Source organism: Myxosarcina sp. GI1, assembly GCF_000756305.1.
Classification (GTDB): Bacteria; Cyanobacteriota; Cyanobacteriia; order Cyanobacteriales; family Xenococcaceae; genus Myxosarcina.
On sequence record NZ_JRFE01000058.1, the window covers coordinates 1 to 25,687 of the forward strand.

The window sequence follows — 25,687 nt, forward strand, 5'->3', positions numbered from 1 at the left end:
TCAAAAGAGAATTTCTCTGCGCTTGAAATACATAGAATTTACTAGCCGTACGTAGGAAGTTGAATTGTAAAGGTACTACCTTTATCTAACTCGCTTTGAACGTGAATGCTACCTCGATGGGATTGAGCGATCGCTTTGGCTATTGCCAACCCCAATCCAGAGCCACCAGAATGACGAGAGCGATCGCCGCCAACCCGATAGAAGCGATCGAAAATCTTAGCATGATGTTCGGGAGTAATACCGATGCCATTGTCTGCGATCCGAATTAGAGCGTGCTGGTTGTTATACCCAAGAGAAATCGTTACCCGACCGCCAGTAGGAGTGTAGTTTATGGCATTGGCAACCAGATTAAACACCATTCTATATAGCTGTTCTTCATTGCCCATAACTATTATCGGAGTAGTCAACTCAAAGCTACTACTTAACGTTATTCCTGTTTGCAGAGCTAATGCTGCAAGCTCTTCTTCGATATCGCCAAGAATGTCTTGTAAGGAGCAAGGATAGCGATCGCCTAGTTTTATTTGTCTGTCGAAGCGAGAGAGAAATAATAGATCGCTTACTAGTTCCGATAATCTGAGATTTTGACGTTCGATAACCTTAAGGATATCCCGTGCTTCAGCCTCAGAAAAATGAGCCATTCTGGTAAGAGATTCAAGTGTGGCGCGAACGGCAGCTAGAGGAGTTCGCAGTTCGTGAGCGGCATCGGTGGTAAACTGTTGGATTTGGCGATAAGACTGATACAGTGGTCGCATTGCCAAACCAGCTAAATACCAACTGACTGCGATTACTAACAGGATAATAATTGGCGTTGTCCATAAAATTGTCAGTCTTATCGAAGTGAGATAGCTATCAAATTCTTGCCAGGAACGCCCCACCTCTATGTAGCCCCAAAGTGAATTTTTACCGTCAAGGTCGTGTAAGGAGAGGGGTAGAGAAATTTGCTGGTAGCGATCGCCCAGGCGATCTTCGATTAACTGGCTGTCTGCTGCCAATCTTCGTAGAGGCAAGCTGCTGGGTTCTATTCCAGCTTGAGCGATGGGATCGCCCCCAGCATCTAACAACCTGATATAGTAATCGCCCCGATCGATTGGGTTGAGTCGATGCGGTTCGGTTGGTTTTATTTCAACCCAGTTAGAATTTTGATAAATATACAAACTGGGCAAATATCGTAAGGAAGCATTTTCAAGCTTTCCTGGCTGTCGGAGAGTCGATTCGAGATTGTCGTGTAGATTTCCCGCAACGGATTTTAATTCCCGTTCTAAAGTAACGCGGTGAGCGTGAACGATCGCCTGCCAGACACCGAACCCACATACTAAAAAAAGAAACCCAATTACGCCCGTGTAAAAAACCGTCAGTCGCCAACGAGTCGAACGAAAAATATTATTTTGGTTCATCATTGGTGCTGAGACGATATCCGATGCCGTAGATGGTTTCAATTGGTAGTTGACAACCATATTGCTCTAGCTTACGTCGCAACCTTCGCATTTGGGCAGCTACTACGTTGCTCGTCGGTTCTGTACCGTACTCCCATAGCCGATCTAATATCTGGTCGCGAGTCACGATTCGATTGGGATGGCGCATAAAATACTCCAGTATCTGAAACTCTTTATTGGTGAGCAATATGGTTTGCCCCCGTTCTAAATCTTTACCGATGCTAATCTCATGAGTACCGCAGTCTAAAGTCAGATCTCCTATCTGTAGCTGTTGGGGTTGAATAGAAAGCGATCGCCTCTGTAAAGCTCTCAGTCTTGCTAGTAGTTCGCTCGTACCAAAAGGCTTGATTAGATAATCATCAGCACCCGCATCTAACCCTGCTACCCTATCTTCGATGCTGTCTTTAGCGGTTAACATCAATACTGGCAGAGTGTTCTTTTGCAACCTTAGCTTGCGACAGAGTTCGATACCCGTCTGTCCAGGCAGCAGCCAGTCAAAAATAGCTATGGTATATTCTTGAGCTTTGTCTCTTAAATACCATTCGGCTTCAGTACCGTTTTGCACCCAGTCTACAATATAGGCTTCTTGGTGGAGATTTCGTTTGATTGCTGCACCCAAATCTGGCTCGTCTTCAACTAATAATATTCGCATAGTACATTTTTCCCAATCGGACTTAGGTAAATTCTAAAAGTATTAATTAGATCATTAGTATTACTTCTGCATCTACACGACACAAATAATCGCAATCGCAACAAATTTATTCGATAGTTTTCAGTAATTTTCTATACCAAATACTGACAGATGATTATGAAATCAGGATGATATGATGGGATTTAGAAAAAGCTAAAATAGCCTCCGATGTAGACATAAGTTTTTTTCGATCTGCAATTCCTTTCTTCATTATGATTAATTTAATTTAACGGCGTTGTTGCACAAAGGGGTTGTTCCTCCTAAGATGACAACCAATCAATCTCAGCTCGAGCGACAGCACCCACAATGGATGGCTCGGCAAAGTTCTATGATGCGTTCTGGCAAGCAGTGGAGTGGTGCTTGTATTAAGGCTCTTGGTACGGCAGAATATACGATTCCAATAGCATTGAAACCATCAGCGGAGAAATGGTTGGCGTAGATACTTTTACGTTAATAGGAGGGATATCTGGTGGTATAAATCTGCGGTTGAACGCGGACGATGAGACAGTTGACGTTCTTATACAGTCCAATCTGGTATCTCCAGAACCAAGATATCAGTATCGAACCCAAGAACGGGATCGAAGTAAAAGTAAGGAATGTAATCCTAACACCGAGGATAAATAAACAAGGTTTTTCCATTCAATGTGGTTGGAGAGGCGGTAGTTAGAGAGGCGATCGAGTTAATTGTCGAGATAAAAGCCGAATTGAACCCTTAAGCAATAATAGCTTTTGACGATTTGTTAAGCTCTCTGGCTCGTTTCATCCTGAAGTCATTTTTATCTGGAAATGTGAATAGTAGATGTTCGAGCGGAGAGTAAATCCGAGTTTTTTAAACTTTTATTACAGTAAGCAAACTCTCTAGTTAACTAGAGAGATTATCATAATCTTAAGGGGAATGTAAATGAACCTAATCGGTAAAACCTTTAATAGCGCTGCGTTAGCTGGACTGGCGTGGCTAATACTGAGTGCAACTCCATCTTGGGCGCAAACAACGTCGGAAATGCCCATGACCCCAGAGCAAATGCGGCAACAGCAACAACGAATGATGGGTCAGATGCAACAGAGAATGGGTCAAATGAATCAAATGATGGCTGAGATGACCCCAGAGCAGCTGCGTCAGCATCATCAACAAATGATGGAACACATGGAACAGATGATGGGACAGATGGACAACATGATGGGGCAGGATAACTCCATGACAGAAGATGGTTCTGGGATGTCTGGGAATCCTAACCACCACCCCGAGCGGGGAATGAACGAGCAAACAGCAGAGTAATAGTTACCGCATTAATCTCAAGTCTCCATCCTGAAATTTTTATTAGTGAGAGTTAGTCATGAGCAAGACAAGCTATCTGCAATTGGAAAATATGATGTGTGAATTTTGCGCCGAGACTATCGAAAGAGCAGTTCAAAGTCTGCCTGGGGTGAATAAATGTGAGGTCGATATGGCAACCAAACAAGTCACTATTCACCACAACTCAGAGCGCGTGAATTTAGAGAGAATTCAAAAAGCTCTTGCTAGTTCTGGATACGCTTCTCGATCCTTCGACAAACAACCTGACTCAACCAAGGTTCAGTAGCAATACCGTAGCCTCTGAACAAATCAATCCTCAACCAGCATGGGAGTAAATTATGGAAACAGAGAATTTACGTTTGAAAGGCATGAGTTGTGCCTCTTGTGCCAATAGTATCGAGCAAGCGATTCAAGACGTTCCTGGCGTTATTGAATGCAATGTTAATTTTGCTGTCTCTCAAGCTACGGTATCTTATAATACAAAAAAAACTAACTTGAAACGTATTCAAAAAGCAGTATCAGAAGCAGGATATGCTGCTTTTAAAGAATCGGAGCGAGAAGAAGACGAGGAGAAAAAAGCCAGAGAAGCCGAACAACAAGAGATTACTCGGAAAGTGATCGTAGGTTCAATTATTAGCATTTTGTTAGTGATTGGCGTTTTACCGATGATGATCGGGACAGAAATCTCTTGGGTTCCTGCATGGTTGCAGAATTTTTGGGTGCAGTTAGTTTTGGTAACGCCTGTCCAGTTTTGGGTTGGAAAAGCTTTTTTTGTAGGCGGGTGGAAAGCGTTTAAACGCCATTCGGCAAACATGGATACCTTAGTAGCTTTAGGGACTGCTGTAGCCTATCTTTATTCTCTATTTGCTACTGCCTTTCCCCAGGTTCTAGAATCTCAGGGGATTGAGGTGGCAGTTTACTACGAAGTATCATCAGTAGTTATTACCTTGGTTCTCTTAGGAAGATTGTTAGAAAATCGGGCAAAGGGAGAAACTTCCGAAGCGATTCGTAAATTAATGGGGTTACAGGCAAAAACTGCCAGAGTTATTCGCGATCGCCAAGAGATCGATATTCCTATCGAACAAGTAGTAGTAGAAGATGTAATTGTGGTTCGTCCAGGAGAAAAAATTCCTGTAGATGGAGAGGTAATTGAAGGTGGTTCTGCAATTGACGAATCAATGGTAACGGGGGAACCGATTCCTGTTAAAAAAGAAACAGGGGATGAGGTAATTGGGGCGACCATAAATAAGACAGGAAGTTTTAAATTTAAAGCTACTAAAGTCGGTAAAGATACAGTCTTGGCGCAAATTGTGAAGTTAGTACAAGATGCACAAGGCAGTAAAGCTCCCATTCAACATTTAGCAGATCGAGTAACGGGTTGGTTCGTACCCGTAGTAATAGCCATTGCAGTTCTCACTTTTCTCATCTGGTTCAATACAATAGGCAATGTCACTCTAGCGATGATTACTACAGTAGGAGTTTTAATCATTGCCTGTCCTTGTGCTTTAGGTTTAGCAACCCCGACTTCGATTATGGTGGGTACGGGTAAAGGTGCAGAAAATGGGATTTTAATTAAAGGTGCAGATAGTCTGGAATTGGCACACAAACTAAATACAATTGTATGCGACAAAACTGGAACAATTACTCAAGGAAAACCCAGTGTTACCAACTATATAACTGTAACAGGTAATGCTAATAATAATGAACTTAAGTTGTTAGCCATGGCGGCTGCGGTGGAAAAAAATTCCGAACATCCTTTAGCAGAAGCAGTGGTTAATTATGCCCAATCTCAAGGCATACAAACACCCCTACCTGAAGTTACTAATTTTGAAGCTGTAGCGGGAATGGGAGTACAAGGAAATGTGTCGGGAAATTTTGTCCAAATTGGCACACAACGCTGGATGGATGCCTTAAAAATTGATACCCAAACTTTAGAATCAAACCGCCAACAATGGGAAACTGAAGCCAAAACCACTGCCTTAATAGCTGTTAATGGAAAAATTGAAGGCTTAATGGGCATTGCTGATGCCATTAAACATTCTTCGGTTGAAGCCGTTAAAACCCTGCAAAGAATGGGTTTAGAAGTGGTAATGTTAACGGGAGATAATCAGAAAACGGCAGAAGCGATCGCATCTGAAGTAGGTATCGGAAAAGTTTTTGCTGAAGTGCGTCCCGACCAAAAAGCCAGTATTATTCAATCAATTCAACAAGAGAGAAAAAGCCGAAAACATAAAAATACAATCGTAGCTATGGTTGGAGATGGCATTAACGATGCTCCAGCCTTGGCACAGGCAGATGTGGGCATTGCGATCGGTACGGGTACAGATGTAGCGATGGCAGCTAGCGATTTAACCTTAATTTCTGGAGATTTAAGGGGAATTGTCACGGCGATTCAACTGAGTCATGCCACCATGAGAAATATTAAAGAAAACCTCTTTTTTGCCTATATCTACAATACACTCGGTATTCCCATTGCAGCAGGTGTCTTGTATCCCTTTTTTGGTTGGTTACTAAATCCAATAATTGCAGGTGCTGCTATGGCTTTTAGTTCAGTTTCTGTGGTTACAAATGCTTTGAGATTACGCAATTTTAAACCCAAAACTTACGTCTAATTTTGATGTGTAGGAAATCAATTTATAGCAAGATTGGTTCCTCAATATTTTTTTAGCATATCTCAATAATCCTGCTGTATTTATAGTTAATCATTAGGTGAACAAAGTGAATCAAAAAACAATAATTTCAACTTTTTTATTAAGTTTTGGTTTGATGTTTGGTACTGCTCAAGTTTCTCATGCCCAAGCAGAATCGAGCAATAAATTCCCTCAGATCGAACAACCTTTATCTTTAAAACTATTAGTCACATTAGGAGGCTTGGGGTTAATTGGGGCTGAAGTTTGGTGGTTTGTTTTCAGTAAAACTAAATCTCAACAAGCGCAAACTCATCAGGGAGTTCAGGAACTAGATATTATCGTCGATGGCGGGTATGCTCCAGATAGAATTGTGGTCAATTTGGGTCAACCAGTAAGACTAAATTTCTTCCGCCAAGATCCTAGCAGTTGCCTTGAACAAGTTTTGTTTCCCGATTTTCACCAGGCTGCGGATCTAGTTCTGAATCAAACTACGACCGTAGAATTCACCCCCCAAAAGTCAGGAAGTTACACCTTTCACTGTGGCATGAATATGTTTCGTGGAGTGGTAGAGGTTCAGAATACAGAAGATCGAGCAGATCGAGATATTTCCCAAGTTAATCATAACAGTCATATTCCTGCGGTTAGAGAACTCGCAGAACCCGAAGCTTTATCAGCTCAACTGCATCAAGGGATTCAAGAAATGGATATTAAAGTTGAACGGGGCTACGAACCAGCGCGAATTATCGTCCAAGCTGGTTTACCCGTGCGACTAAACTTTTTCAGGCAAGACCCTAATAATTGTCTGGGGAAAGTTTTGCTACCAGATTTCAATATTAAGGCAGACTTGCCACTGAATCAGGCGATCTCGCTGGAGTTTACGCCGCATCAACCAGGGGAATATCGATTTACCTGTGGCATGGAAATGTTCCATGGCATTGTCGAAGTCCGAGAATCTGGAACTGCTAGCCAACAAAATAGAGGTGAAAAAGTAATTACCCATGACCGAAACTGAGGTTCGCGAACAGCATAACTAACTAGCAGCAATCTAAAGATTGACGCTGGCGTGCATACATATTTCTTGAAAAATAAGTGTGAGCGATGGCTGGATATTGAGGCTAATTCTTATGGATAAACTTAAATTTAACCGCCGACAATTTTTCTTCCTCAGTGCTGCTAGTGCAGGAGCAGTCTTACTTTCCCAGCAACAGTCGGGAAGAACGCAAATTTCAAGCGATAACCAGATAGCCCTGGCTCAAGTTCATGCTAGCACTGACGGAGTTTTAGCTCTCGACCTCGAAGCCAGTTACCGTACTGTAAATCTAGGAGGTATTCAGGCTTATCTCTTAGCCTACAACGGACAGATTCCTGGACCGCGCCTGGAAGCTAAACCAGGGGATACGGTACGTCTTCGCTTTACCAATAGCCTGACTCAACCCACTAACCTGCATTATCATGGCTTACATGTCACCCCCACTGGGAATGCTGACAATGTTTTTCTAGTGATTCCTCCTGGGGAAACTTTAACCTACGAATTTACCATACCTTCTAATCACCCATCGGGAACGTTTTGGTATCATCCCCACCTGCACGGTTTGGTAGCCGAACAGTTATTTGGTGGTTTGGCAGGATTATTTATCGTTAGAGGAGAACTAGATGAAATTCCCGAAATTAAAGCAGCGAAAGAAGAATTTTTACTTCTCAAGGATTTCGAGCTAGACAGAAACGGACGGATTATCCAGCCTTCCCCTATGGCACGGATGACGGGCAGAGAAGGGCGGTTGGTGACAATTAACGGTCGAGTTAAGCCCACTTTCTCCATTGCTACTGGTGATTTGTTACGTCTGCGTATTGTAAATGCTTCAACATCTCGCTTTTACCGACTGGAACTCGAAAACCATCCTTTTTATTTAATTGCTTCAGACGGAGGTGCCCTCTCAGAACCAGTAGAAGTTCGACAACTACTGCTATCTCCTGGGGAAAGAACTGAGGTTTTGGTGCGAGGGGAGAGAGAACCAGGACAATACCGTTTATTGAATCTGCCTTACGACCGTGGGGGGATGGGCATGATGGGTGGCGGTATGATGGGCAGGGGCATGAGAGGAGGAAGTTTTACCCAGAGAAATCCTGAGACTTTGGCGACTTTTACCTATAGCAATTCCACTGCTTCACTCCCCTTACCCCAGCAGCTCATTCCTGTAGAAGAACTACCAGAACCCGAGACGGTAAGACGCTTTCAGATTAATCACGGCATGGCTCCTGGGATGGGTATGGTTTTTCTTATTAACGGTCAAACCTATAGCTCCAATCGCATCGATACTCGGGTGCGTCTCAACGCAGTTGAAGATTGGGAGCTAGTCAATACAGGGGTGATGGATCATCCCCTACACATCCACGTCAACAACTTTCAGCTCGTTTCGCGTAACGGCAGAGCCTCGCCCTATCGGGCTTGGAAGGATACGGTTGTCGTGTCCCCAGGGGAAACCGTCCGCATCCGCACTCGGTTTGCCGATTTTACAGGAAAAACCGTCTATCACTGCCACATTCTCGATCACGAGGACTTGGGCATGATGGGCACTATGGAAATTACAAATTAAGAGGAGGTATTTATGACTCATCATTCTCGAACTGCTTGGCGGTGGCGATCGCCTTCTGGCATCGCTCTTTTAGTCTTTCTAGGTATTGCTGCATTTTTTCTCGTAGCCGAACACTGGGTACACATAATTCCCGTCTTGCCTTGGTTGCTGTTACTAGCTTGCCCTTTTATGCATCTATTTATGCACGGCGGTCATGGCGGTCATGGCGGTCACGGGAGCAGTCATAACAAAGATTCTGAAGGAGGTCAACGATGAACCATCCCCCTGCCTACGGACTTTGGTTTGTAGTAATTATTAACTCTTTGGTTTTTATCATCTTTGCTTTTAGCTTCACCAAACCCCAAAGCCCACGGGATTGGCGTTTGTTTGGTGCTTTTTCTGCTTTTATCGTGGCACTGTTTACGGAAATGTATGGATTTCCTCTAACCATTTATCTGCTCTCAGGTTGGCTGCAAACTCGCTATCCCCAGTTGGATATCCTGTCTCATGATGCTGGGCATCTCTGGTGGACAATCTTTGGTATGAAAGGAGATCCTCATTTTAATTTCCTTCATATTCTGAGTAATGTCTTTATTTTACTAGGCTTCATTTTACTCGCTTCTGCTTGGAAAGTACTCTATGAAGCCCAACGCAGTAAAACCTTGGCTCTTGCAGGACCCTACGCCAGAATTCGCCACCCTCAATACGTTGCTTTTATTACAATTCTGCTTGGTTTTTTACTTCAATGGCCCACCATTCTGACCCTACTAATGTTTCCCATACTAATTTTTATGTACTCCAGACTGGCATTACAAGAAGAACGGGAAATGCGGTTCAAATTCGGTCAAAAGTACGATCGCTATGCTGCAACTACTCCAGCCTTTTTCCCGCGTTTCGGTAATGCAGTCAAGGATAAAAGCTGAATTGAGCCCTGTGCCATGCTAGCCTTGCAAGTTAACTTTTATGGAGCGTTCCCCATTAATTACTATTTTTGGGTTGCCTTTCCAGGACCCGGTTCTGAGTTCGTCCAATTGGCAGAAGGATTACTTTATCACGTGGTAGCTGCTGTAAAAGTTTTTTTGGAAGGAATCGCGATCTCGATCGTTGTCATTGCCGCAGTGCGGACGCTTTTAAAGTTCCTCCGTTCTTTAAAATCGAGTGGTCATCAACAAAATTGGGTAATGATCCGCCTCGATCTAGGATTGGCACTTGCTCTATCCCTAGAGTTCCTCTTAGCTGCTGATATTGTCAGTACTGCTGTCTCTCCCAGTTGGGATGATCTGGGAAAACTGGCTACTGTTACTGGAATTCGTACTTTTCTCAACTTTTTCCTACATAAAGAGGTTGACCAGCTAGAAGCAAAGACACACCCCCACGAAAGAAAAGTCATTCGGGGAAAGAAAACAGACTTTTGACTTCTGTTGCGGTTAAAATACCAGAGATTCGATGAAAAAACCAAAGAAGCAGCAAATTTTATTTAATCGTCAAAACAGCATTGCTCTGGCAGTGTTAATACTATCTGTATTGGTTTATTGGTGGTTGAGGGAAAAATCCGAGATTAACTTGCTCGATCCTGAAGGATTAAGAGAGGCAATTCAGGAGCTGGGTTCTCTGGGAATAATCGTTTATATCAGCCTGATTGCCTTAGCTGTGGTCATGAGTCCCATTCCAGGCGCACCTTTAACCGTAGCTGCTGGGGCAGTTTGGGGGACTTTAGCCGCAGGAATTTATAGCATCATCGGCGGTTTTTTAGGCGGGTTAATTGCTTATTTTATTGGCAGAACTTTAGGCAGATCCGCAGTTTATGCACTGACGAGAAAAGTAATTTATTTCAGCAAAAATCGGGGAGAAATTTATTTAGGCTGGCTAATCTTTATTACTCGCTTATTACCTGTTTTATCTTTTGATTTAATCAGTTATGGTGCGGGGATAACGGGACTATCTCTGCCGATCTATTCCACTTCCACACTGCTGGGGATGATTCCTTCTACTTTTTTTCTAACTTATATGGGAGCAGCTTTTCAGGTGGGAAAACTTTTAGGAATTGCCTTGCTAGTAATTTTCTTAATTTTACTGATTGGCTTGCCTTGGGGCATTCGACGCTACAACTGGTTCGGTTTGCAAGATATTATTCGCATCGAATAAAACCAGAAAATTTAAACCAAATAATGGAGACAAAATTATGAACAATAAACCTGTAATTTACGGAGCAATTGGTTTCATATCTGGCGTTATTCTCACTATTTTAATTGGCTTTATCGGAATGTCAGGCATGATGTGGGGTAGGTGGGGAATGATGGATGGATGGTTTCGAGGAAGATGCGAAAATTACTATCCTCGCCAACTGCCGAGAAATTAAAGCTAGTGAAATAACAAAATTCTGTTAAAGATTAACCTCACTACTCAAGGAGGTAAAAATGAATTTAAATCAACAACAAGATATTCATAATAAAAATGAAAGCGAAAGAATAGCAAATATTTACCAAAAGATTGCCAAAAATTACGATTTTCTCGGCGAATACCTACTTGGTATGATATTTAGTCCCTTCGGCTATGGGAGCTATCGTCAAAAAGCGATCGCCTCTCTCAATTTACAACCTGGAGATACGGTTATAGACCTCTGCTGCGGGACGGGTTTGAATTTTCCTTTATTGGAAAAAGCTATTGGTTCAGAGGGAAAAATCATTGGTGTCGATCTAACCGACGCGATGCTGGCACAAGCTCAAAAAAGAGTGGAAAAAAATGGTTGGTCAAATGTCGAGTTAATGCAGAGTGATGTAACTTTCTATCAATTTCCCATTGGTGTAGATGGCATTATCTCCACCTGGGGCATTACCCTGGTTTCTGAATGCGATCTCGCGATCCAAAATGGTTCTCAGGCACTTTCCCCTGGAGAACGCTGGGTAATTTTAGATTTTAAGATTCCAGACAATTGGCTGGCAAGGTTTGCGCCTCTGTTGAGTTTCCTATTTATTCGTCCCTTTGGCGGCAACTTGCAAATGGCAAGCCGACACCCCTGGGAATCGCTCGATAAATACTTGCAAAATATCTCCTTTACCGAGCTATTGCTGGGCTTTGCTTATATTGCTGTCGGGCAGAGAAAAGAGGAGAAAGTGTATTATGAATAGCATTTTTAAAGATCCAGTTTGTGGAATGACCGTTCAAGGAGAAAGGGCACTAAGTGCTTTCTATCAGGAGCGGCAAATCCACTTCTGCTCGGAATTCTGTCGCTACAAGTTCTTTGAGCATCCAGAGAAATACGCCACGGCACTGGTTGCTAATGGCTACGATGAAGCAAAAGAGAATCGGCAAATTGCTTATTTTTCAATGGAGGTGGCAGTTGGTTCTGCTATCCCCAATTATAGTGGCGGTTTAGGCGTTCTGGCTGGGGATACCTTAAAGTCCTGTGCCGATTTGCGAGTCCCCATTGTCGGGGTGAGTTTACTCTATCACCAAGGCTATTTCGAGCAGGTACTAGATGAGTGGGGAAATCAGCAGGAAAAGCCCGTACAATGGGAACCAGAGCGGTTTTTGCGCCCTTTGACTGAAAGCATCGAGGTCACAATCGAGCAGCGACTGGTTCGAGTTCGAGCTTGGCAATACGATATCATCGGACTCAGTGGTTATACCGTTCCCCTGATTTTGTTAGACGCTGGGGTGGAAGAAAACACAGATTACGACCGCACTCTGACTGACTTCCTTTACGGTGGAGATGAAAGATATCGATTTGCCCAGGAAACCTTGCTCGGCATCGGTGGAGTGAGAATGCTGAATGCCCTCGGCTATCGCGGTATCGAGCGATTTCATCTGAATGAAGGTCATGCCAGTTTGCTAGTTTTGGAACTCTTAAACAGACAGCATCAGGAACGAGCGGCAGAATGGGACTTTAACAGCATCAGAAGTCAGTGCGTCTTTACCACTCATACCCCCGTCCCCGCAGGACACGATCGATTTGGGTACGAGCTAGTGCAGTCTGTTGGAGAAGAAGTTATCCCTTTAGATGTCCTGCAAATGCTGGCTGGGAGCGATCGCTTAAACATGACAGTGCTGGGACTCAACCTGAGTCACTATGTCAATGGGGTAGCTAAGCGACACGAAGAAGTCTCCCAAAAAATGTTTCCGGCTCAATCGATTCACCACATCACCAACGGCGTCCATTCATGGACTTGGACTTGCGATAGTTTCAGAACTCTTTACGATCGCTATATTCCTGGCTGGAGCAAAGATCCTGCGATGCTCAGGCACGCAATCGATATTCCCCAAAATGAAATTTGGCAGGCTCATCTTGCTGCTAAAACTCAGCTGCTCGAATTGATTAAGGTGCGAACTAACGTCTCCCTGGCAACGGATATTTTGACAATTGGATTTGCTCGCAGGGCTACTGCTTACAAACGAATAGATTTGGTATTCTCAGATCTCGATCGTCTTCGGGAGATTGTCAGCAAAGTAGGTCAACTACAATTTGTGTTTGCGGGGAAGGCACATCCCCAAGACCATCCTGGCAAAGAATCGATCCGACGAATTTTTGAGGTTGCCCGTCAGTTACAGGGTGAAATTTCAGTAGTTTTTCTGCCGAACTACGATCTCGATCTCGCCAGGACAATCGTATCGGGAGTTGACCTCTGGCTTAACACGCCCCAGCGACCCTTAGAAGCCTCTGGCACCTCTGGCATGAAAGCAGCGCACAACGGAGTTCCCAGTTTTAGCGTGTTGGATGGCTGGTGGGTTGAGGGTTGTATCGAAGGGGTTACTGGTTGGTCGATCGGTTCGAGGGAGTCAGAAACCTCTAGTTCGGAATTTCTCAACCAAGAGGATGGGGAGGACTTATACCATAAGCTACAGAATCAGATCGTACCCATGTATTATCGCGATCGCGAAGGATGGATCGAGCTGATGCGACAGTCTATTGCCCTGAACGCCTCCTTTTTCAACACCCATCGCATGGTGCAGCAGTATGTTACCAATGCCTATCTATCGCGATCTTGAGCAATTCCCCATTCTAGGATATTGGAGGGAAAACCATGATAAATGGCAGAATTTTAGTAGTAGGAGGATACGGTAGCGTTGGTCGAGTTATTGCTACTACCTTGGGCAAACGGTTTCCCAGTCGAGTTGTAGCTGCTGGGAGAAATTATCACAAAGCAAAACAATTGTCGTCAGAAACTCAGCGACAAGTACTGCCCTTGGCATTGGATATTTATAAGGTACGGGAAAGCGAGCTGAGGGATGTAGCTGTGGTAGTGACTTGTATAGACCAAGGGGATACTCAGTTCGTGGAGCAATGCTTACGCCGAGGAATTCACTATGTAGATATTTCAGCCAGTTATAAATTTCTCTCTAAGATTGAAGCCCTCGATTCTGAAGCTAGAAAGCACGGTTATACTATAGTGCTTAGTGTCGGATTAGCTCCAGGATTGACTAATTTGTTAGTTAGCTGAGGAATTATTGATGGGAAGCTTGCCTGGTACGAACCTTCAATACGAGGGCAAAAAGAAGCAGTGATAACGGGTTTGGTGGCAGCAAAAGTTGCCGAACATCTTTATACTTCTTCGTTGCCATCTGGTGTGTTCCATATCGAGCAGCTATTCGATCCCCTTGAGTTTATAGAGAATTTGAAGGGGAATGGTCTGATACTCAGCCGCAGTGAGTTGAAACCAGAATCGCCAGAATCGGTCGATTCAAAAGTAATTTAGTTTAGTAAAGTTTTAAAACATCGGAGGTTACATAATGAAATCCAACATTCAACCCAGAAATAATCATCGTATTAGCAGATTTTTGGTGATGAAGCTCAATGTGCGATCGCTTTTTATAGCTACTGCTGCCATAACGGGCGTAGTCTATGTAATCTGCTTCCTGTTTATTTTAATAGCACCCCAGTCAACTATGGCTTTTTTCAGCTATATAATTCACATCGACTTGACCAATCTACCCTTACTAGTTAATTGGGGCAGTTTTATTGTCGGTATTCTATTTTGGTCATTGGGAACTGCTTTTTACACTGCTTTAATAGTTTGGCTTTATAACCGTTTTTTAGTCAAATCGAAAATTCGAGATGTATAGGAAGCATTGAGAAACCGAGAGTTTCATACCAACTAAGCAACCCCGATCGGGAGTAAATTCTATGAATAAACAAGTTTTTGAGATGACAGATACTTCCAGTTCCCAAAGCTATTTCACAGGCACCAATAAGCTAGTCAAAACAGCTATGGGAATGGTGGCAATGTTTGGTGCCTGTTTACTTGTCTGTCATTCTCCTGGATTAATTCATCAAGCCTTAAGCCATTTCTCTGGTTAAGTAAATTTGAATCTGAAATTAAGTCTATGTTAACCAAAAACAATAACCTACTGTTTATCGGTCAGGTAGCCGCTCAAAGCGGTATTCCCATTCAAACAATTCGCTATTATGATGAACTAGGTTTACTAAAATTATCTGGGCGAAGCAGAGGCGGCTTTCGACAGTTTTCAGAAGAAGTATTTTCTCGTCTAGCTTTTATCAAGCAGGCTCAAAGACTGGGTCTTAGCCTTGAGGAAGTTGGAGAGCTTCTTAGAATCTGCGAGCAAAGAAAACCTCTGAGCTGTGGGGTCAAACAGAAGCTGAAAGACAAAATCTGCGAAATTGACTGCCAGATTGAGCAGTTAAAACGTTTACAAGGCGAGTTAAAAAGTTTCCTTTCAGAGTAGGTATTGTTTGCCATAAGTTAATATTTTGTTCGCTAAAGTTGCTAGCTCGGTAAAACCTCACGGTTTCTTCAACTTTTTTTCTTTTAATTAAATCAAGTAGTAGAAGAAATTTTTGATAAGCGACTTTTTGGAAAACTGTCTAGGGTATCGAGCGAATTGTATTGCTATGAGAATTCTATTTGTAGAAGATGAGCCAGATTTAGGTGCAGCTATCAAACGGTCATTAGACCGAGAAGCCTATTGTAGACTGGGTACAAAACGGTACTGAAGCCGAATGGTATCTAGAAACTAAAGGTAATGGGTATAGCATAGCTGTCTTCGATTGGCTGCTGCCTGGTAAATCGGGATTGGAACTCTGTAAATGGTTGCGCTCGCAGCATAGTTCTCTGCCGGTATTGATGCTAACTGCTAAAGATCGGATGGAAGATAAGGTGGCTGGTTTGGATGCTGGTGCTGATGATTATTTGATCAAACCTTTTAGCACGGAGGAACTACTAGCGCGATTGCGGGCATTAAGTCGGCGAGTGCCTCAATTTCAACCCCAGCAGCTTCAGGTGAACGGGTACACCTTAGATTTGGGTACTCATACAATTTCTTTTCAAAAATCCCCACAAGAGACGCGGATTATCGAGTTAACCAATAAAGAGTTGCTGCTGTTGGAGTATTTCATACGACATCCCAATCAGATTGTTACCCGCAATCAGGTGCTAAATCAGTTATGGGAAGTGGGAGTAGAACCTAATAGTAATGTGGTAGCAGCACATATGCGACGACTGCGACGCAAACTGACCGAATATGGTTGCGAGCCTTTAATTGAAACCGTTTATGGCATAGGATATCGTCTCCAAACTACCAATGAACCAAAATAGTATATTTCGTTCGACTCGCTGGCGGCTGACAGCTATCTATACTGGGGTAATAGGTTTGCTACTAACTATCTGTGGGTTTGGGGTTTGGGAAGCGATCGCCGAGTCTCACCAAGGCAGTATTGAAGTTAAAAGCGAGCTAGGCAAGGGCAGTACGTTTACAATCAAGCTTCCAACTAGCAATTAGCTTTTATTGATATTTATTAAATACTTCTTCAATTTCATCTTGATGTCATTTTTGCCTGGAAGGATGAATTTATTAAAAGTTTTCAGGGATAAAAATATTTAGATTATGTCATTACGTCTAAGGAATGTCATGGCTAATTTTACTCAAGCTTCTACTAAAAGCGATCGCCGTTTAATTTACAACTGGAGAAGCTAAACAGCGATTTGCCAGGAGCTAAGGAAATTCGATCTGATCTGCGAACGATCCACAATCCCAATCAATAAGTTAAAAACTCCAATTATAGTTTTGCTTTTTAAGTAAATTTTAGTTATGCAGCATCAACATACTCGCCATACTCAGGAACACAAACACCAACACAATCATCACGATCGTGAAAGTCACGGAGGACACGATAAGCACGCGGGACACAGTCCCGAGATGTTCAAAAATCGCTTTTTTATCTGTCTAGTTCTAACCATTCCCGTACTTTACTTTTCTCCAGCCTTTCAAGCTTGGTTTAACTATCAAGCTATTCAGTTTCCAGGCTCGAACTGGATCAACCCCATCTTGGCGACCGTTATTTACTTTTACGGAGGTTGGGTCTTTATTCGAGGTGCGTGGCGGGAAATAAAAGGGAAAATCGGCATGATGACCCTAATTTCCCTAGCCATTACCGTTGCTTTTGTCTATAGTTTGGCAGTAACCTTCGGTTTGGAAGGGGAGCCATTTTTCTGGGAATTGGTCACCTTAATCGACATCATGTTACTGGGTCACTGGATTGAAATGGCATCAGTTCAGGGAGCCAGCCGTGCTTTAGAACAATTAGCCAAGCTAATGCCTTCGACAGCGCATCGACTGATAGGCAGTGAGATTGAAGATGTCCCTTTAGAGGAACTTCGTGAAGGAGATCTGATCTTGATTCGTCCTGGGGAGCAAATTCCCATTGATGGGGTTGTTGTTGAAGGTGCATCAAGTGCTAACGAAGCTTTCCTCACTGGGGAATCTCGCCCAGTGAATAAACGGGAAGGAGATGAAGTCGTAACTGGTGCGGTCAACGGTGAGGGAGCCTTGAAAGCCGAAGTGATTCGGACTGGAGACCAGACTGCCCTCAGTCAGATTATGCGTTTGGTTGAAGAAGCTCAGAATTCGAGAAGTAAGTATCAGGTTCTGGCCGACAAAGCGGCTTATTGGTTAACCTTGATTGCCATTGCTGTAGGAACTTTGACCTTTGTAGTTTGGCTACCAACTAACGAGGGACTAGTGTTTGCGATTAATCGAACGGTTACCGTATTAGTTATTGCCTGTCCCCATGCCCTTGGATTGGCGATTCCTCTGGTGATTGTTAATGGAACTGCGATCGCTGCTAAAAATGGGATTCTCGTCCGTAACCGCGAAGCTTTCGAGCGAGCTAAAACGATTAAGTATGCTGCTTTCGATAAAACTGGTACTTTGACAGAAGGACGGTTTGGCGTACAGCGGATTTATACCGAAGGCTTAAGCGATGAGCAAGCTTTGGCAATTGCTACGGCATTAGAATCTCTCTCCGAACACCCCCTAGCTCATGCAATCGTAGAAGCAGCCCAACAACAAAGGGTTCAACCTGCTACCGTCAGCGATTTTAAAGCAGTGCCAGGCATGGGCGTAGAGGGAATAATTGACGGCAAAACTTACCGAGTAGGACGACCAGAGTGGCCCAAAGAGCTGGGGTTCTATTTTTCTCCCGAACTCGAACGTGGTTTGGCAAAAGCAGAATCTAGAGGTGAAAGCGTCATTGCTTTAATGGATGAAGAGCAAACCCTAGCTTTGTTTGCCTTGGCAGATCGGGTACGCGATAGTGCCAGAAAATTAGTCCACAGTCTAGATTCGATTGGCGTTCAAGCAGCGATGATTACAGGGGATGCTAAGGCAGTGGCCCAGGCTGTTGCTACTGACTTGGGTATCAAGCGTTATTACGCTCGGGTTTTGCCCCAGGACAAAGTACGAATTGTGAAAGAACTAAAAGCTGAAGGAGGCACAGTCTTTACAGGAGATGGGATCAACGATGCTCCTGCTCTATTAGAAGCCGATCTGGGAGTTGCCATCGGTGCGGGAACGAACGTAGCCATTGAATCTGCCGATTTGGTTTTAGTTAAGGATAACCCGCTGGATGTAGGGCGAGCCTTAAAACTTGGCAAGGCAACCAATAACAAAATGATACAGAATTTGTTCTGGGCAACGGGCTATAACGTTATTGCCATCCCTTTGGCAGCTGGTGTTGCTTATCCCTTGGGCTTTGTGCTCTCCCCCGCAGTAGGAGCTGTATTTATGAGTCTTTCTACTGTGATTGTGTCCATCAATGCAGTGACCCTGCGCCGAGTGAAGTTGAATTAGGTCGCAGATTCGACAATTTTAAGAAATTATGAATCATACAACCACCATTTGATAACTGCAATGAAACATGAGGACTTTATCGTTGCTCCTGGTACCAAGATCGCACTGAAGCAATATGACTCAGAGTATATAGGACATTTCAAACATAAGTCTGAAGCTAAACATGAACTACAAGAACACATTGAGCATCTGACAAAGCATCAAGAGGTTCTTTATGCCCAAAATACCTTTGCATTGCTGATCGTTTTTCAAGCCATGGATGCTGCTGGCAAAGACAGTACGATCAAATATGTGATGTCAGGGGTCAATCCACAAGGATGCCAGGTATTTAGCTTTAGAGTCCCCTCTGCTGAAGAACTGGATCATGACTATCTTTGGCGCTATGTGAAGGCATTACCAGAACGAGGGAGAATTGGGATTTTCAATCGTTCGTATTACGAGGAAGTCCTTGTCGTGCGCGTTCATCCAGAATTACTGAATAGACAACAGTTACCGCCAGAGGTGAAAACCGATCGGATCTGGGAATCTCGCTTTGAGGAGATTAATAATTTTGAAAAATATCTTTCACAAAATGGCATTATTATTCTTAAATTCTTCCTGAATGTTTCTAAGGAGGAGCAAAAAAGCCGATTTCTAGACCGTATCAATAGACCAGAAAAAAATTGGAAGTTTTCTGACATTAAGGAACGGGCTTATTGGGATAAATATATGCATGCTTATGAAGAGCTCTTTAATCACACCAGTACTGTGTATGCTCCTTGGTATATCATCCCAGCCGATCGCAAATGGTTTACGCGTCTTGTAGTTGCTGACATTATCTGCAACAGATTAGCATCACTAAAATTATCCTATCCAAAAGTAAGTGAAGTGGATAAAAAACAGCTTTTAAAAGCCAAAGAAAAGCTTGAAAACAACTAGACTCGGGAAGTCAGCACCACCACGCTGAAGCAATAGACACTAATCTTTTTTGTTATGCGATCGCCAACCTCAGAAGTCAATATAGATATTTGTAAACTGATAGAGATAATGTCATTTTGATTTCATAATTTCCTGAAACTATAAAATTAGGGCAGATTTCTGAGAAGCAAAACCGATTAGAAGAAGTTTTTTTCCTAGCGGTAATGAAGCTAAACAAGCACCAACAGTTTCTTCATCCACGGACTCTAAGAGCTGAACCGAGTATTTCAAACCTTATATTTGTTCTCAATCCAGGACGATTCGATATGAAATTCGATCCTAAAATCATGCAAGCTGTAGAGCAACTGAACTATCGGGTTACCGTTGGCGATGTTGCTACCCGTGCTGGTTTAGAAATTAGTCTGGCACAACGAGGTTTGTTGACTCTGGTTTCTGAAACCAACGGTCATTTGCAGGTTTCTGAAAGGGGAGAAATTGCCTACCTCTTTCCACGAAATTTACGAACAATTCTGCGCAACAAGTCTCTGCGACTGCGTTTGCAGGAATGGGGAACAAGGATTTGGCAGGTCTTATTCTATTTAATCCGAATTTCCTTTGGCATTTTCTTGGTAATATCAATTATTCTCATATTTGTGACGATCGCTCTGATTGCCATGAGTAGTAGTCGTGGAGGAAATTCAAACAGTCGTAGGCACGGTGGCGGTATGCCCCTATTCTTGCCCCATTTTTGGTTTGGTTCCTTTTTTAACCGCAATCCTCACAGACAGGTACAAAATCGTTCGGCAAAGCAAAAGCATCATCAGGATCGTGCTGCCGAGCAACTGAACTTTTTTGAGGCGGTTTTCTCGTTTTTGTTTGGAGATGGCAACCCCAATGCCAATCTGGAAGAACGTCGTTGGTATAACATTGGTAGCGTTATTCATAATCATGGAGGAGCTGTGGTCGCAGAACAAATAGCTCCCCATCTCGATATTTCCCCAACTCAAGCGATCGATGAGGCTTATATGCTGCCAGTTCTGATTCGTTTCGACGGTCGCCCAGAAGTCAGTCCCACAGGAGATATTGTTTACCGTTTTCCTGCATTACAAACGACAGCAGCAAATAAGCAGGAGAACTCTCTGGCTGCTTATTTGCGAGAATTTTTCTGGAACTTTAGTCGAGTCGGAACAGAGCAAACTTTGTTAGTGGTTGGTCTTGGCTTTCTCAACCTCATTGGAGCTTTAATTCTTAGATCATTACTGAGCGACGGCGCGATCGCCGTTCAACTAGGGGGCTTAGTGGCCTTTGTACAATCAATCTTTTGGCTTCTCTTGGGATACGGCATCGGTTTTCTAGGTGTTCCTCTAGTTCGGTATTTCTGGATTCAGAGACGCAATCGTCAGATTGAACGAAGGAATCAACAGCGGCAGAAATATGCTTTGGCCTTAAATCGAGCCGACGCTAATCTGCAACATAAGATACAGTTTGCCCAGCAATTTGCCATCCAATCTGTTGTTACTCAAGAAGACTTAGCCTACACCAGTGAAACAGAACTTTTAGAGCAGGAAATCGAACGCCTGGATAGAACTGATAGCGATAGTCGGCATCTTTTATCCTAACCGAAGTTGTTTGCCAGCAAATTACCTGCGGGAACGGTAAATTGCCCGCGTCCTCATTGATATTCTCAATTGCGATCGGAAAAACTAGGAGTTAATTATGATTCAAACTGCCCCCGAAGTGAAGCAAGAACCCCTTGACGGTGCAGAATTACGCCAGATGAACGCCTATTGGCGGGCAGCTAACTACCTTTCTGTGGGGCAAATCTATTTATATGACAATCCCCTCCTGAAAGAACCGCTGAAATTGGAGCATATCAAGCCCAGGCTACTCGGTCACTGGGGAACTACTCCAGGGCTTAATTTTATCTACGTTCACCTCAACCGAATGATTAAGAATCAAGAGCTGAACGTGATTTACCTTGCAGGTCCAGGTCACGGGGGTCCTGGATTGGTCGCCAACACCTATTTAGAAGGAACCTATAGTGAATACTACCCGAATATTTCTCAAGATGAAGAGGGGATGAGAAAGCTGTTTCAACAGTTTTCCTTCCCAGGGGGGATTCCCAGTCATGTAGCTCCTGAAACCCCTGGTTCGATCCACGAAGGAGGTGAGCTTGGATACGCCCTGGCTCATGCTTATGGGGCTGCTTTTGATAACCCCGAGCTAATTGCTGCCTGTATCGTTGGGGATGGGGAAGCGGAAACTGGTCCCCTGGCTACAGCGTGGCACTCTAATAAATTTCTCAACCCCGTTTGCGATGGAGCGGTGTTACCCATTCTCCACTTAAATGGGTACAAGATTGCCAATCCCGCAGTCTTAGCCCGAATTGGCGCTCGGGAATTAGAAAGCTTATTTATCGGTTACGGTTACAAACCCTATATCGTAGAGGGTTCTGACCCTGAAGTAATGCACCAGAAGATGGCAGCTACCCTGGATACGGTTGTTGCCGAAATTAAGCAAATTCAACACCAAGCTCGCAGTACGGGAGTAACCACACGTCCCCAGTGGCCGATGATTATTCTGAAAACTCCCAAAGGATGGACGGGTCCCAAGGAAGTTGATGGTAACAAAACCGAAGGGTACTGGCGATCGCATCAGGTTCCCCTAGCTGAGATGGCAGCTAAGCCAAAACACGTCCAGCTACTGGAAGACTGGATGAGAAGTTATAAGCCTGAAGAGCTTTTCGATGGGAATGGAACCTTAATTCGCGAACTCGCGGAATTGGCTCCTCGGGGCGAGCGGCGTATGGGTGCTAATCCTCACGCTAACGGCGGACTATTGCTAAAAGACTTGAAAATGCCCGATTTCCGGAACTATGCTGTTGATGTTTCTCAAGCTGGAACTGTCACCGCTGAAGCAACGCGCGTGATGGGTCATTTTCTGCGGGACGTAATGAAGAAAAATTTAGAGCAGAAAAATTTTAGGGTATTTGGTCCAGACGAGACAGCATCAAACCGATTGAGTGCTTTGTTTGAGGTAACAGATCGAGCCTGGACAGCTGAGACAATGGCTGAAGATGAGCATTTAGCTGCCAACGGTCGGGTGATGGAAATTCTGAGCGAGCATACCTGCCAGGGTTGGTTGGAAGGATATCTCCTCACTGGTCGCCACGGTTTATTCTCCTGTTACGAAGCATTCATTCACATTGTAGACTCGATGTTTAATCAGCATGCCAAGTGGCTCAAAACTACTAGCAAGGAAATTCCTTGGCGGCGACCTATCGCTTCCCTGAACTACCTACTAACTTCTCACGTTTGGCGGCAGGATCATAATGGATTTTCCCATCAAGATCCCGGTTTTATCGACCATGTAGCCAATAAAAAAGCTGATGTAATCCGAGTTTACCTACCCCCTGATGCCAATACCCTGCTTTCCGTAACCGATCATTGCCTGCGCAGCCAAAACTATGTCAATGTCATTGTCGCTGGCAAGCAAAGCGAACTACAGTATCTAGATATGGATTCTGCCATCAAACACTGCACTGCTGGTATCGGGATCTGGGAATGGGCTAGTAACGACCGCGATAGCGAACCAGATGTGGTGATGGCTTGTGCTGGAGACGTGCCGACCCTGGAAACTCTTGCTGCGGTTGCTCTGCTTCGCCAGCACTTTCCCAATTTGAAAGTTCGAGTGGTCAATGTAGTTGACCTGATGAAACTCCAGCCAGAGGAAGAACATCCCCATGGTCTGTCCAACAAAGACTTCGATACGATCTTCACCACTGACAAACCAATCATTTTTGCCTATCACGGTTATCCCTGGCTGATCCATCGTCTCACCTATCGTCGGACAAACCATAAAAATCTCCACGTTCGGGGTTACAAAGAAGAAGGAACGACAACTACGCCGTTTGATATGGTCGTCCGCAATGACTTGGATCGCTTTCACCTCTTTGGCGATGTAATCGATCGATTACCCCAACTGGGTTCTCAAGCAGCTTACACCAAACAGTTTATCCGCGACAAAATTATCGAACACCAACAGTACATCACTAGATACGGTCGGGATATGCCCGAAATTTCTCAATGGCAATGGCCCTTTTAAACTACTCCACCCTCAATGCGATTGAGGAAATTTTATCTCTGTTTGACACTATTGGTTTTTGTTGAGTAGCACAAAATTTAAAAACCTATTGGAGATTGACTATGATTTCTACCTCTGAGCTACAAGAATTTCAAAAGCATATGCCGCTAGTGGGAGATATCAACCTCAAAAGCCCAGGAGCTTACCAAATGACTCGTATGGCTACTACGTTATTCAATGGCGTACAAATGGCAGGTGCAGAGGCTTATATCAGCGGGTTAGAAATTCCCGATCCCACTGTCAAATCATTTTTGGACTCTGTCTTGCCAATTTTATATCGGCATTTTCCTGCTCTCCTCGTTCCCTATGAATGGGTATTAAAACCGAGCGAGCAACTCGCACAAGGAGCGCGAGAGCTAATGGAAATTCAGTACGATCTGCCTGAAGAACTATTTATGCTGATGTTGGGAGAAAGTAAACTGTTATATCCCAAGTACAGTATGGCTTTATGGGAACAAGGAGCTTTAAATCTCGAGCAAGCCCAAAGGCACATGCTAGACGATCTGGTTCAAAAAGTAGGGATCGAAGATGGAGACGAAATCTTAGATTTGGGATGCGGCTGGGGTTCTGCTGCTAACTACATTCTTTCTAAGTTTCCCCATGTCAAGGTTACGGGGCTAAATTTAAGTAATCAGCAATGCGAGTATATCCGCAAGAAAATGAAAGACCCCGATAGTTACCTTAGCTCAGACCGTTTTTCTCTTTACGAAGCTGACTTTAATGAGGTTAGCTTCGATAATAAGTTTGATAAGGTCATCTCCATTGGTGTGTTTGAACATATCGGGAATTTAAAGCAGTCCTTGAAAAAGTTAGCTTCTTTTCTCAGGGAAGATGGCATGGCATTGATTCACTTAATCAGTACTCGGTTACCTCACAATATCTATAGTCCTTTTCTGAACAAATATATTTTCCCAAACGCGCGAATTTGGAATTACGAAGCGATTCCTAATTGCGACCGAGCTTTGAAAACTATTGACAAGTGGTACTTGAATGGAATCAATTACGCAAAAACTTTGCATATTTGGCTCGAAAATTTTGATAAAAACCAAGCCAAAATTAGCAATTTAAATTACCGAATGAAATACAATAAATTTCGCCGTATTTGGAGACTCTATTTACTTTGGTGTATCTCCTATTTTGAAAGTTGCGATGGAGAAATTTTGGGCTTAGGTCAATATCTGCTAACTCAAGCTTGATGGTCATTTCAAAAATGCTCGACAACAAATCCCAATCAATTTTCAGATTTTCCTTAACTCTTTAGTCAGCTAGAGAGTTCCAGCTGATTGCAGAACTAAATAAACTAGAAAATTAAAAATCATGACTATACAACTAAAAATCCCTAATATGGCTTGTGGTGCTTGTGGCAAAACCATCGCTAAAGCAATTCAGTCAATCGATCCGAATGCCGAAGTACAAACCGATCCTAAAACCAAACAAGTAACGGTAGAAACGATCGCATCTCTTACATCAGTAAGAAATGCGATCGCTGCTGCTGGTTATCCCGCTGCTTAAATCAAAATCCTTGACTAGCATATAGATAGATGAACGCCAAAACTAATCAAAAACTTGGCAGTAAAAAAAATTTAGAAGTAATGATTAGGTTTGCCGAAACCTATGCCAAGCAAACTGACACATACTATTGTATCGATCCATCTGTGACTGCCGTGGTAATTGAAGGACTTGCCCAGCACAAAGACGAATTGGGTTCTCCCTTGTGTCCCTGTCGTCATTACGAAGACAAGGAAGCAGAAGTCAAGGCAGCCTATTGGAACTGTCCCTGCGTGCCGATGCGAGAGCGTAAAGAATGCCATTGTTTGTTATTTCTTACTCCAGACCACGAATTTGCAGGGGACGAGCAGGAAGTAGATCGAGAAGCACTAGCAGCAGTGAGGCAGAATTTGTAACCGATAAAAAAATTTTAATTGTCAACGGAGTAGCAGGGG

The 25,687-nt window shown here is 43.6% G+C and carries 29 protein-coding genes and 1 pseudogene; 28 read left to right on the forward strand and 2 right to left on the reverse strand.

Annotation, left to right across the window (positions count from 1 at the left end):
- Positions 1-41: 41 nt before the first annotated feature.
- The gene (rppB, locus tag KV40_RS28935) at positions 42-1,454 is read right to left on the reverse strand and encodes a two-component system sensor histidine kinase RppB (RefSeq protein WP_253274419.1); all 1,413 of its coding nucleotides are present in this window, start codon (positions 1,452-1,454) and stop codon (positions 42-44) included.
- Positions 1,381-2,085, reverse strand: coding sequence for a two-component system response regulator RppA (gene rppA, locus KV40_RS28940; RefSeq protein ID WP_036488634.1), 705 nt, complete (start codon positions 2,083-2,085; stop codon positions 1,381-1,383). Before rppA (KV40_RS28940) ends, rppB begins: the two co-directional genes overlap by 74 nt.
- A 349-nt stretch (positions 2,086-2,434) precedes the next feature.
- Here rppA (KV40_RS28940) and KV40_RS37075 point away from each other — a divergent pair, with 349 nt between their 5' ends.
- The 28 genes and pseudogenes from KV40_RS37075 to KV40_RS29060 all read left to right on the forward strand — a co-directional run bounded on the left by KV40_RS37075 (position 2,435) and on the right by KV40_RS29060 (position 25,648).
- Positions 2,435-2,563, forward strand: coding sequence for a hypothetical protein (locus KV40_RS37075; RefSeq protein ID WP_256381178.1), 129 nt, complete (start codon positions 2,435-2,437; stop codon positions 2,561-2,563).
- Complete coding sequence (locus KV40_RS35395) at positions 2,551-2,748, forward strand: hypothetical protein (RefSeq protein ID WP_036488637.1); 198 nt, start codon at positions 2,551-2,553, stop codon at positions 2,746-2,748. Before KV40_RS37075 ends, KV40_RS35395 begins: the two co-directional genes overlap by 13 nt.
- Positions 2,749-3,124: 376 nt before the next feature.
- Entirely contained in the window at positions 3,125-3,400 is a 276-nt protein-coding gene (locus KV40_RS28950; RefSeq protein WP_253274420.1) for a hypothetical protein, read from the forward strand.
- Between the two features lie 58 nt (positions 3,401-3,458).
- Entirely contained in the window at positions 3,459-3,704 is a 246-nt protein-coding gene (locus tag KV40_RS28955; RefSeq protein WP_036488641.1) for a heavy-metal-associated domain-containing protein, read from the forward strand.
- Positions 3,705-3,756: 52 nt separating this feature from the next.
- The gene (locus tag KV40_RS28960) at positions 3,757-6,030 is read left to right on the forward strand and encodes a heavy metal translocating P-type ATPase (protein ID WP_081942965.1); all 2,274 of its coding nucleotides are present in this window, start codon (positions 3,757-3,759) and stop codon (positions 6,028-6,030) included.
- 106 nt (positions 6,031-6,136) lie between these two features.
- A complete protein-coding gene (locus KV40_RS28965) occupies positions 6,137-7,060 on the forward strand; it encodes a cupredoxin domain-containing protein (RefSeq protein WP_253274421.1) in 924 nt (307 codons plus the stop codon).
- Between the two features lie 112 nt (positions 7,061-7,172).
- Positions 7,173-8,642, forward strand: coding sequence for a multicopper oxidase family protein (locus KV40_RS28970; protein ID WP_036488646.1), 1,470 nt, complete (start codon positions 7,173-7,175; stop codon positions 8,640-8,642).
- Between the two features lie 12 nt (positions 8,643-8,654).
- Positions 8,655-8,897, forward strand: a complete 243-nt coding sequence (locus tag KV40_RS28975) for a DUF2933 domain-containing protein (protein ID WP_036488648.1) — start codon at positions 8,655-8,657, stop codon at positions 8,895-8,897.
- A complete protein-coding gene (locus KV40_RS28980) occupies positions 8,894-9,544 on the forward strand; it encodes an isoprenylcysteine carboxylmethyltransferase family protein (RefSeq protein ID WP_036488651.1) in 651 nt (216 codons plus the stop codon). The genes KV40_RS28975 and KV40_RS28980 overlap by 4 nt, the downstream gene beginning before the upstream one ends.
- A gap of 15 nt (positions 9,545-9,559) precedes the next feature.
- On the forward strand, positions 9,560-10,036 hold the full coding sequence (locus KV40_RS28985; protein ID WP_052056050.1) for a DUF1622 domain-containing protein: 477 nt from the start codon (positions 9,560-9,562) through the stop codon (positions 10,034-10,036).
- 31 nt (positions 10,037-10,067) lie between these two features.
- Entirely contained in the window at positions 10,068-10,766 is a 699-nt protein-coding gene (locus KV40_RS28990; protein ID WP_036488653.1) for a TVP38/TMEM64 family protein, read from the forward strand.
- Positions 10,767-10,803: 37 nt separating this feature from the next.
- Positions 10,804-10,980 carry a hypothetical protein gene (locus KV40_RS35400; protein WP_156114234.1) on the forward strand — a complete coding sequence of 59 codons (177 nt, stop codon included), beginning with the start codon at positions 10,804-10,806 and terminating at the stop codon, positions 10,978-10,980.
- 58 nt (positions 10,981-11,038) lie between these two features.
- Entirely contained in the window at positions 11,039-11,749 is a 711-nt protein-coding gene (locus KV40_RS28995) for a class I SAM-dependent methyltransferase (RefSeq protein WP_036488656.1), read from the forward strand.
- Positions 11,742-13,607, forward strand: coding sequence for an alpha-glucan family phosphorylase (gene glgP, locus KV40_RS29000; protein WP_036488659.1), 1,866 nt, complete (start codon positions 11,742-11,744; stop codon positions 13,605-13,607). Before KV40_RS28995 ends, glgP begins: the two co-directional genes overlap by 8 nt.
- A 35-nt stretch (positions 13,608-13,642) precedes the next feature.
- Positions 13,643-14,059 carry a saccharopine dehydrogenase NADP-binding domain-containing protein gene (locus tag KV40_RS29005; RefSeq protein WP_052056051.1) on the forward strand — a complete coding sequence of 139 codons (417 nt, stop codon included), beginning with the start codon at positions 13,643-13,645 and terminating at the stop codon, positions 14,057-14,059.
- A 60-nt stretch (positions 14,060-14,119) separates the two neighbouring features.
- A complete protein-coding gene (locus tag KV40_RS35405; RefSeq protein WP_156114235.1) occupies positions 14,120-14,314 on the forward strand; it encodes a hypothetical protein in 195 nt (64 codons plus the stop codon).
- A gap of 34 nt (positions 14,315-14,348) precedes the next feature.
- Positions 14,349-14,681, forward strand: coding sequence for a DUF5676 family membrane protein (locus KV40_RS29010; protein ID WP_052056052.1), 333 nt, complete (start codon positions 14,349-14,351; stop codon positions 14,679-14,681).
- Positions 14,682-14,742: 61 nt separating this feature from the next.
- Complete coding sequence (locus KV40_RS35880; protein WP_172657361.1) at positions 14,743-14,916, forward strand: hypothetical protein; 174 nt, start codon at positions 14,743-14,745, stop codon at positions 14,914-14,916.
- A gap of 26 nt (positions 14,917-14,942) precedes the next feature.
- On the forward strand, positions 14,943-15,302 hold the full coding sequence (locus KV40_RS29015) for a MerR family DNA-binding protein (protein ID WP_052056053.1): 360 nt from the start codon (positions 14,943-14,945) through the stop codon (positions 15,300-15,302).
- A 166-nt stretch (positions 15,303-15,468) separates the two neighbouring features.
- Positions 15,469-16,171 (forward strand): annotated as a pseudogene (gene rppA / locus KV40_RS29020) (two-component system response regulator RppA).
- Positions 16,158-16,355, forward strand: coding sequence for a HAMP domain-containing histidine kinase (locus tag KV40_RS29025; protein WP_036488661.1), 198 nt, complete (start codon positions 16,158-16,160; stop codon positions 16,353-16,355). Before rppA (KV40_RS29020) ends, KV40_RS29025 begins: the two are co-directional and overlap by 14 nt.
- A 309-nt stretch (positions 16,356-16,664) precedes the next feature.
- Entirely contained in the window at positions 16,665-18,704 is a 2,040-nt protein-coding gene (locus KV40_RS29030; protein ID WP_052056054.1) for a heavy metal translocating P-type ATPase, read from the forward strand.
- Positions 18,705-18,764: 60 nt separating this feature from the next.
- Positions 18,765-19,622 (forward strand): polyphosphate kinase 2 family protein, encoded by an 858-nt coding sequence (locus KV40_RS29035; RefSeq protein ID WP_036488664.1) that lies wholly within the window; start codon positions 18,765-18,767, stop codon positions 19,620-19,622.
- A gap of 305 nt (positions 19,623-19,927) precedes the next feature.
- Positions 19,928-21,220 carry a hypothetical protein gene (locus KV40_RS29040; protein WP_036488665.1) on the forward strand — a complete coding sequence of 431 codons (1,293 nt, stop codon included), beginning with the start codon at positions 19,928-19,930 and terminating at the stop codon, positions 21,218-21,220.
- 97 nt (positions 21,221-21,317) lie between these two features.
- Positions 21,318-23,705, forward strand: a complete 2,388-nt coding sequence (locus KV40_RS29045; RefSeq protein WP_036488667.1) for a phosphoketolase — start codon at positions 21,318-21,320, stop codon at positions 23,703-23,705.
- A gap of 101 nt (positions 23,706-23,806) precedes the next feature.
- The gene (locus KV40_RS29050) at positions 23,807-24,940 is read left to right on the forward strand and encodes a class I SAM-dependent methyltransferase (protein ID WP_036488668.1); all 1,134 of its coding nucleotides are present in this window, start codon (positions 23,807-23,809) and stop codon (positions 24,938-24,940) included.
- Between the two features lie 121 nt (positions 24,941-25,061).
- Entirely contained in the window at positions 25,062-25,256 is a 195-nt protein-coding gene (locus KV40_RS29055) for a heavy-metal-associated domain-containing protein (RefSeq protein WP_036488669.1), read from the forward strand.
- A 29-nt stretch (positions 25,257-25,285) separates the two neighbouring features.
- Positions 25,286-25,648 carry a ferredoxin-thioredoxin reductase catalytic domain-containing protein gene (locus KV40_RS29060; RefSeq protein WP_036488671.1) on the forward strand — a complete coding sequence of 121 codons (363 nt, stop codon included), beginning with the start codon at positions 25,286-25,288 and terminating at the stop codon, positions 25,646-25,648.
- Positions 25,649-25,687 lie beyond the last annotated feature (39 nt).

Excerpts from the sequence above, each read along its gene's own strand:
- rppB (WP_253274419.1), bottom strand. The coding sequence starts at position 1,454 with ATGGTTGTCAACTACCAATTGAAACCATCTACGGCATCGGATATCGTC.
- rppA (WP_036488634.1), bottom strand. The coding sequence starts at position 2,085 with ATGCGAATATTATTAGTTGAAGACGAGCCAGATTTGGGTGCAGCAATC.
- KV40_RS37075 (WP_256381178.1), top strand. The coding sequence starts at position 2,435 with ATGGCTCGGCAAAGTTCTATGATGCGTTCTGGCAAGCAGTGGAGTGGT.
- KV40_RS35395 (WP_036488637.1), top strand. The coding sequence starts at position 2,551 with ATGGTTGGCGTAGATACTTTTACGTTAATAGGAGGGATATCTGGTGGT.
- KV40_RS28950 (WP_253274420.1), top strand. The coding sequence starts at position 3,125 with ATGCCCATGACCCCAGAGCAAATGCGGCAACAGCAACAACGAATGATG.
- KV40_RS28955 (WP_036488641.1), top strand. The coding sequence starts at position 3,459 with ATGAGCAAGACAAGCTATCTGCAATTGGAAAATATGATGTGTGAATTT.
- KV40_RS28960 (WP_081942965.1), top strand. The coding sequence starts at position 3,757 with ATGGAAACAGAGAATTTACGTTTGAAAGGCATGAGTTGTGCCTCTTGT.
- KV40_RS28970 (WP_036488646.1), top strand. The coding sequence starts at position 7,173 with ATGGATAAACTTAAATTTAACCGCCGACAATTTTTCTTCCTCAGTGCT.
- KV40_RS28975 (WP_036488648.1), top strand. The coding sequence starts at position 8,655 with ATGACTCATCATTCTCGAACTGCTTGGCGGTGGCGATCGCCTTCTGGC.
- KV40_RS28980 (WP_036488651.1), top strand. The coding sequence starts at position 8,894 with ATGAACCATCCCCCTGCCTACGGACTTTGGTTTGTAGTAATTATTAAC.
- KV40_RS28985 (WP_052056050.1), top strand. The coding sequence starts at position 9,560 with ATGCTAGCCTTGCAAGTTAACTTTTATGGAGCGTTCCCCATTAATTAC.
- KV40_RS28990 (WP_036488653.1), top strand. The coding sequence starts at position 10,068 with ATGAAAAAACCAAAGAAGCAGCAAATTTTATTTAATCGTCAAAACAGC.
- KV40_RS35400 (WP_156114234.1), top strand. The coding sequence starts at position 10,804 with ATGAACAATAAACCTGTAATTTACGGAGCAATTGGTTTCATATCTGGC.
- KV40_RS28995 (WP_036488656.1), top strand. The coding sequence starts at position 11,039 with ATGAATTTAAATCAACAACAAGATATTCATAATAAAAATGAAAGCGAA.
- glgP (WP_036488659.1), top strand. The coding sequence starts at position 11,742 with ATGAATAGCATTTTTAAAGATCCAGTTTGTGGAATGACCGTTCAAGGA.
- KV40_RS29005 (WP_052056051.1), top strand. The coding sequence starts at position 13,643 with ATGATAAATGGCAGAATTTTAGTAGTAGGAGGATACGGTAGCGTTGGT.
- KV40_RS29010 (WP_052056052.1), top strand. The coding sequence starts at position 14,349 with ATGAAATCCAACATTCAACCCAGAAATAATCATCGTATTAGCAGATTT.
- KV40_RS35880 (WP_172657361.1), top strand. The coding sequence starts at position 14,743 with ATGAATAAACAAGTTTTTGAGATGACAGATACTTCCAGTTCCCAAAGC.
- KV40_RS29015 (WP_052056053.1), top strand. The coding sequence starts at position 14,943 with ATGTTAACCAAAAACAATAACCTACTGTTTATCGGTCAGGTAGCCGCT.
- KV40_RS29025 (WP_036488661.1), top strand. The coding sequence starts at position 16,158 with ATGAACCAAAATAGTATATTTCGTTCGACTCGCTGGCGGCTGACAGCT.
- KV40_RS29030 (WP_052056054.1), top strand. The coding sequence starts at position 16,665 with ATGCAGCATCAACATACTCGCCATACTCAGGAACACAAACACCAACAC.
- KV40_RS29035 (WP_036488664.1), top strand. The coding sequence starts at position 18,765 with ATGAAACATGAGGACTTTATCGTTGCTCCTGGTACCAAGATCGCACTG.
- KV40_RS29040 (WP_036488665.1), top strand. The coding sequence starts at position 19,928 with ATGAAATTCGATCCTAAAATCATGCAAGCTGTAGAGCAACTGAACTAT.
- KV40_RS29045 (WP_036488667.1), top strand. The coding sequence starts at position 21,318 with ATGATTCAAACTGCCCCCGAAGTGAAGCAAGAACCCCTTGACGGTGCA.
- KV40_RS29050 (WP_036488668.1), top strand. The coding sequence starts at position 23,807 with ATGATTTCTACCTCTGAGCTACAAGAATTTCAAAAGCATATGCCGCTA.
- KV40_RS29055 (WP_036488669.1), top strand. The coding sequence starts at position 25,062 with ATGACTATACAACTAAAAATCCCTAATATGGCTTGTGGTGCTTGTGGC.
- KV40_RS29060 (WP_036488671.1), top strand. The coding sequence starts at position 25,286 with ATGAACGCCAAAACTAATCAAAAACTTGGCAGTAAAAAAAATTTAGAA.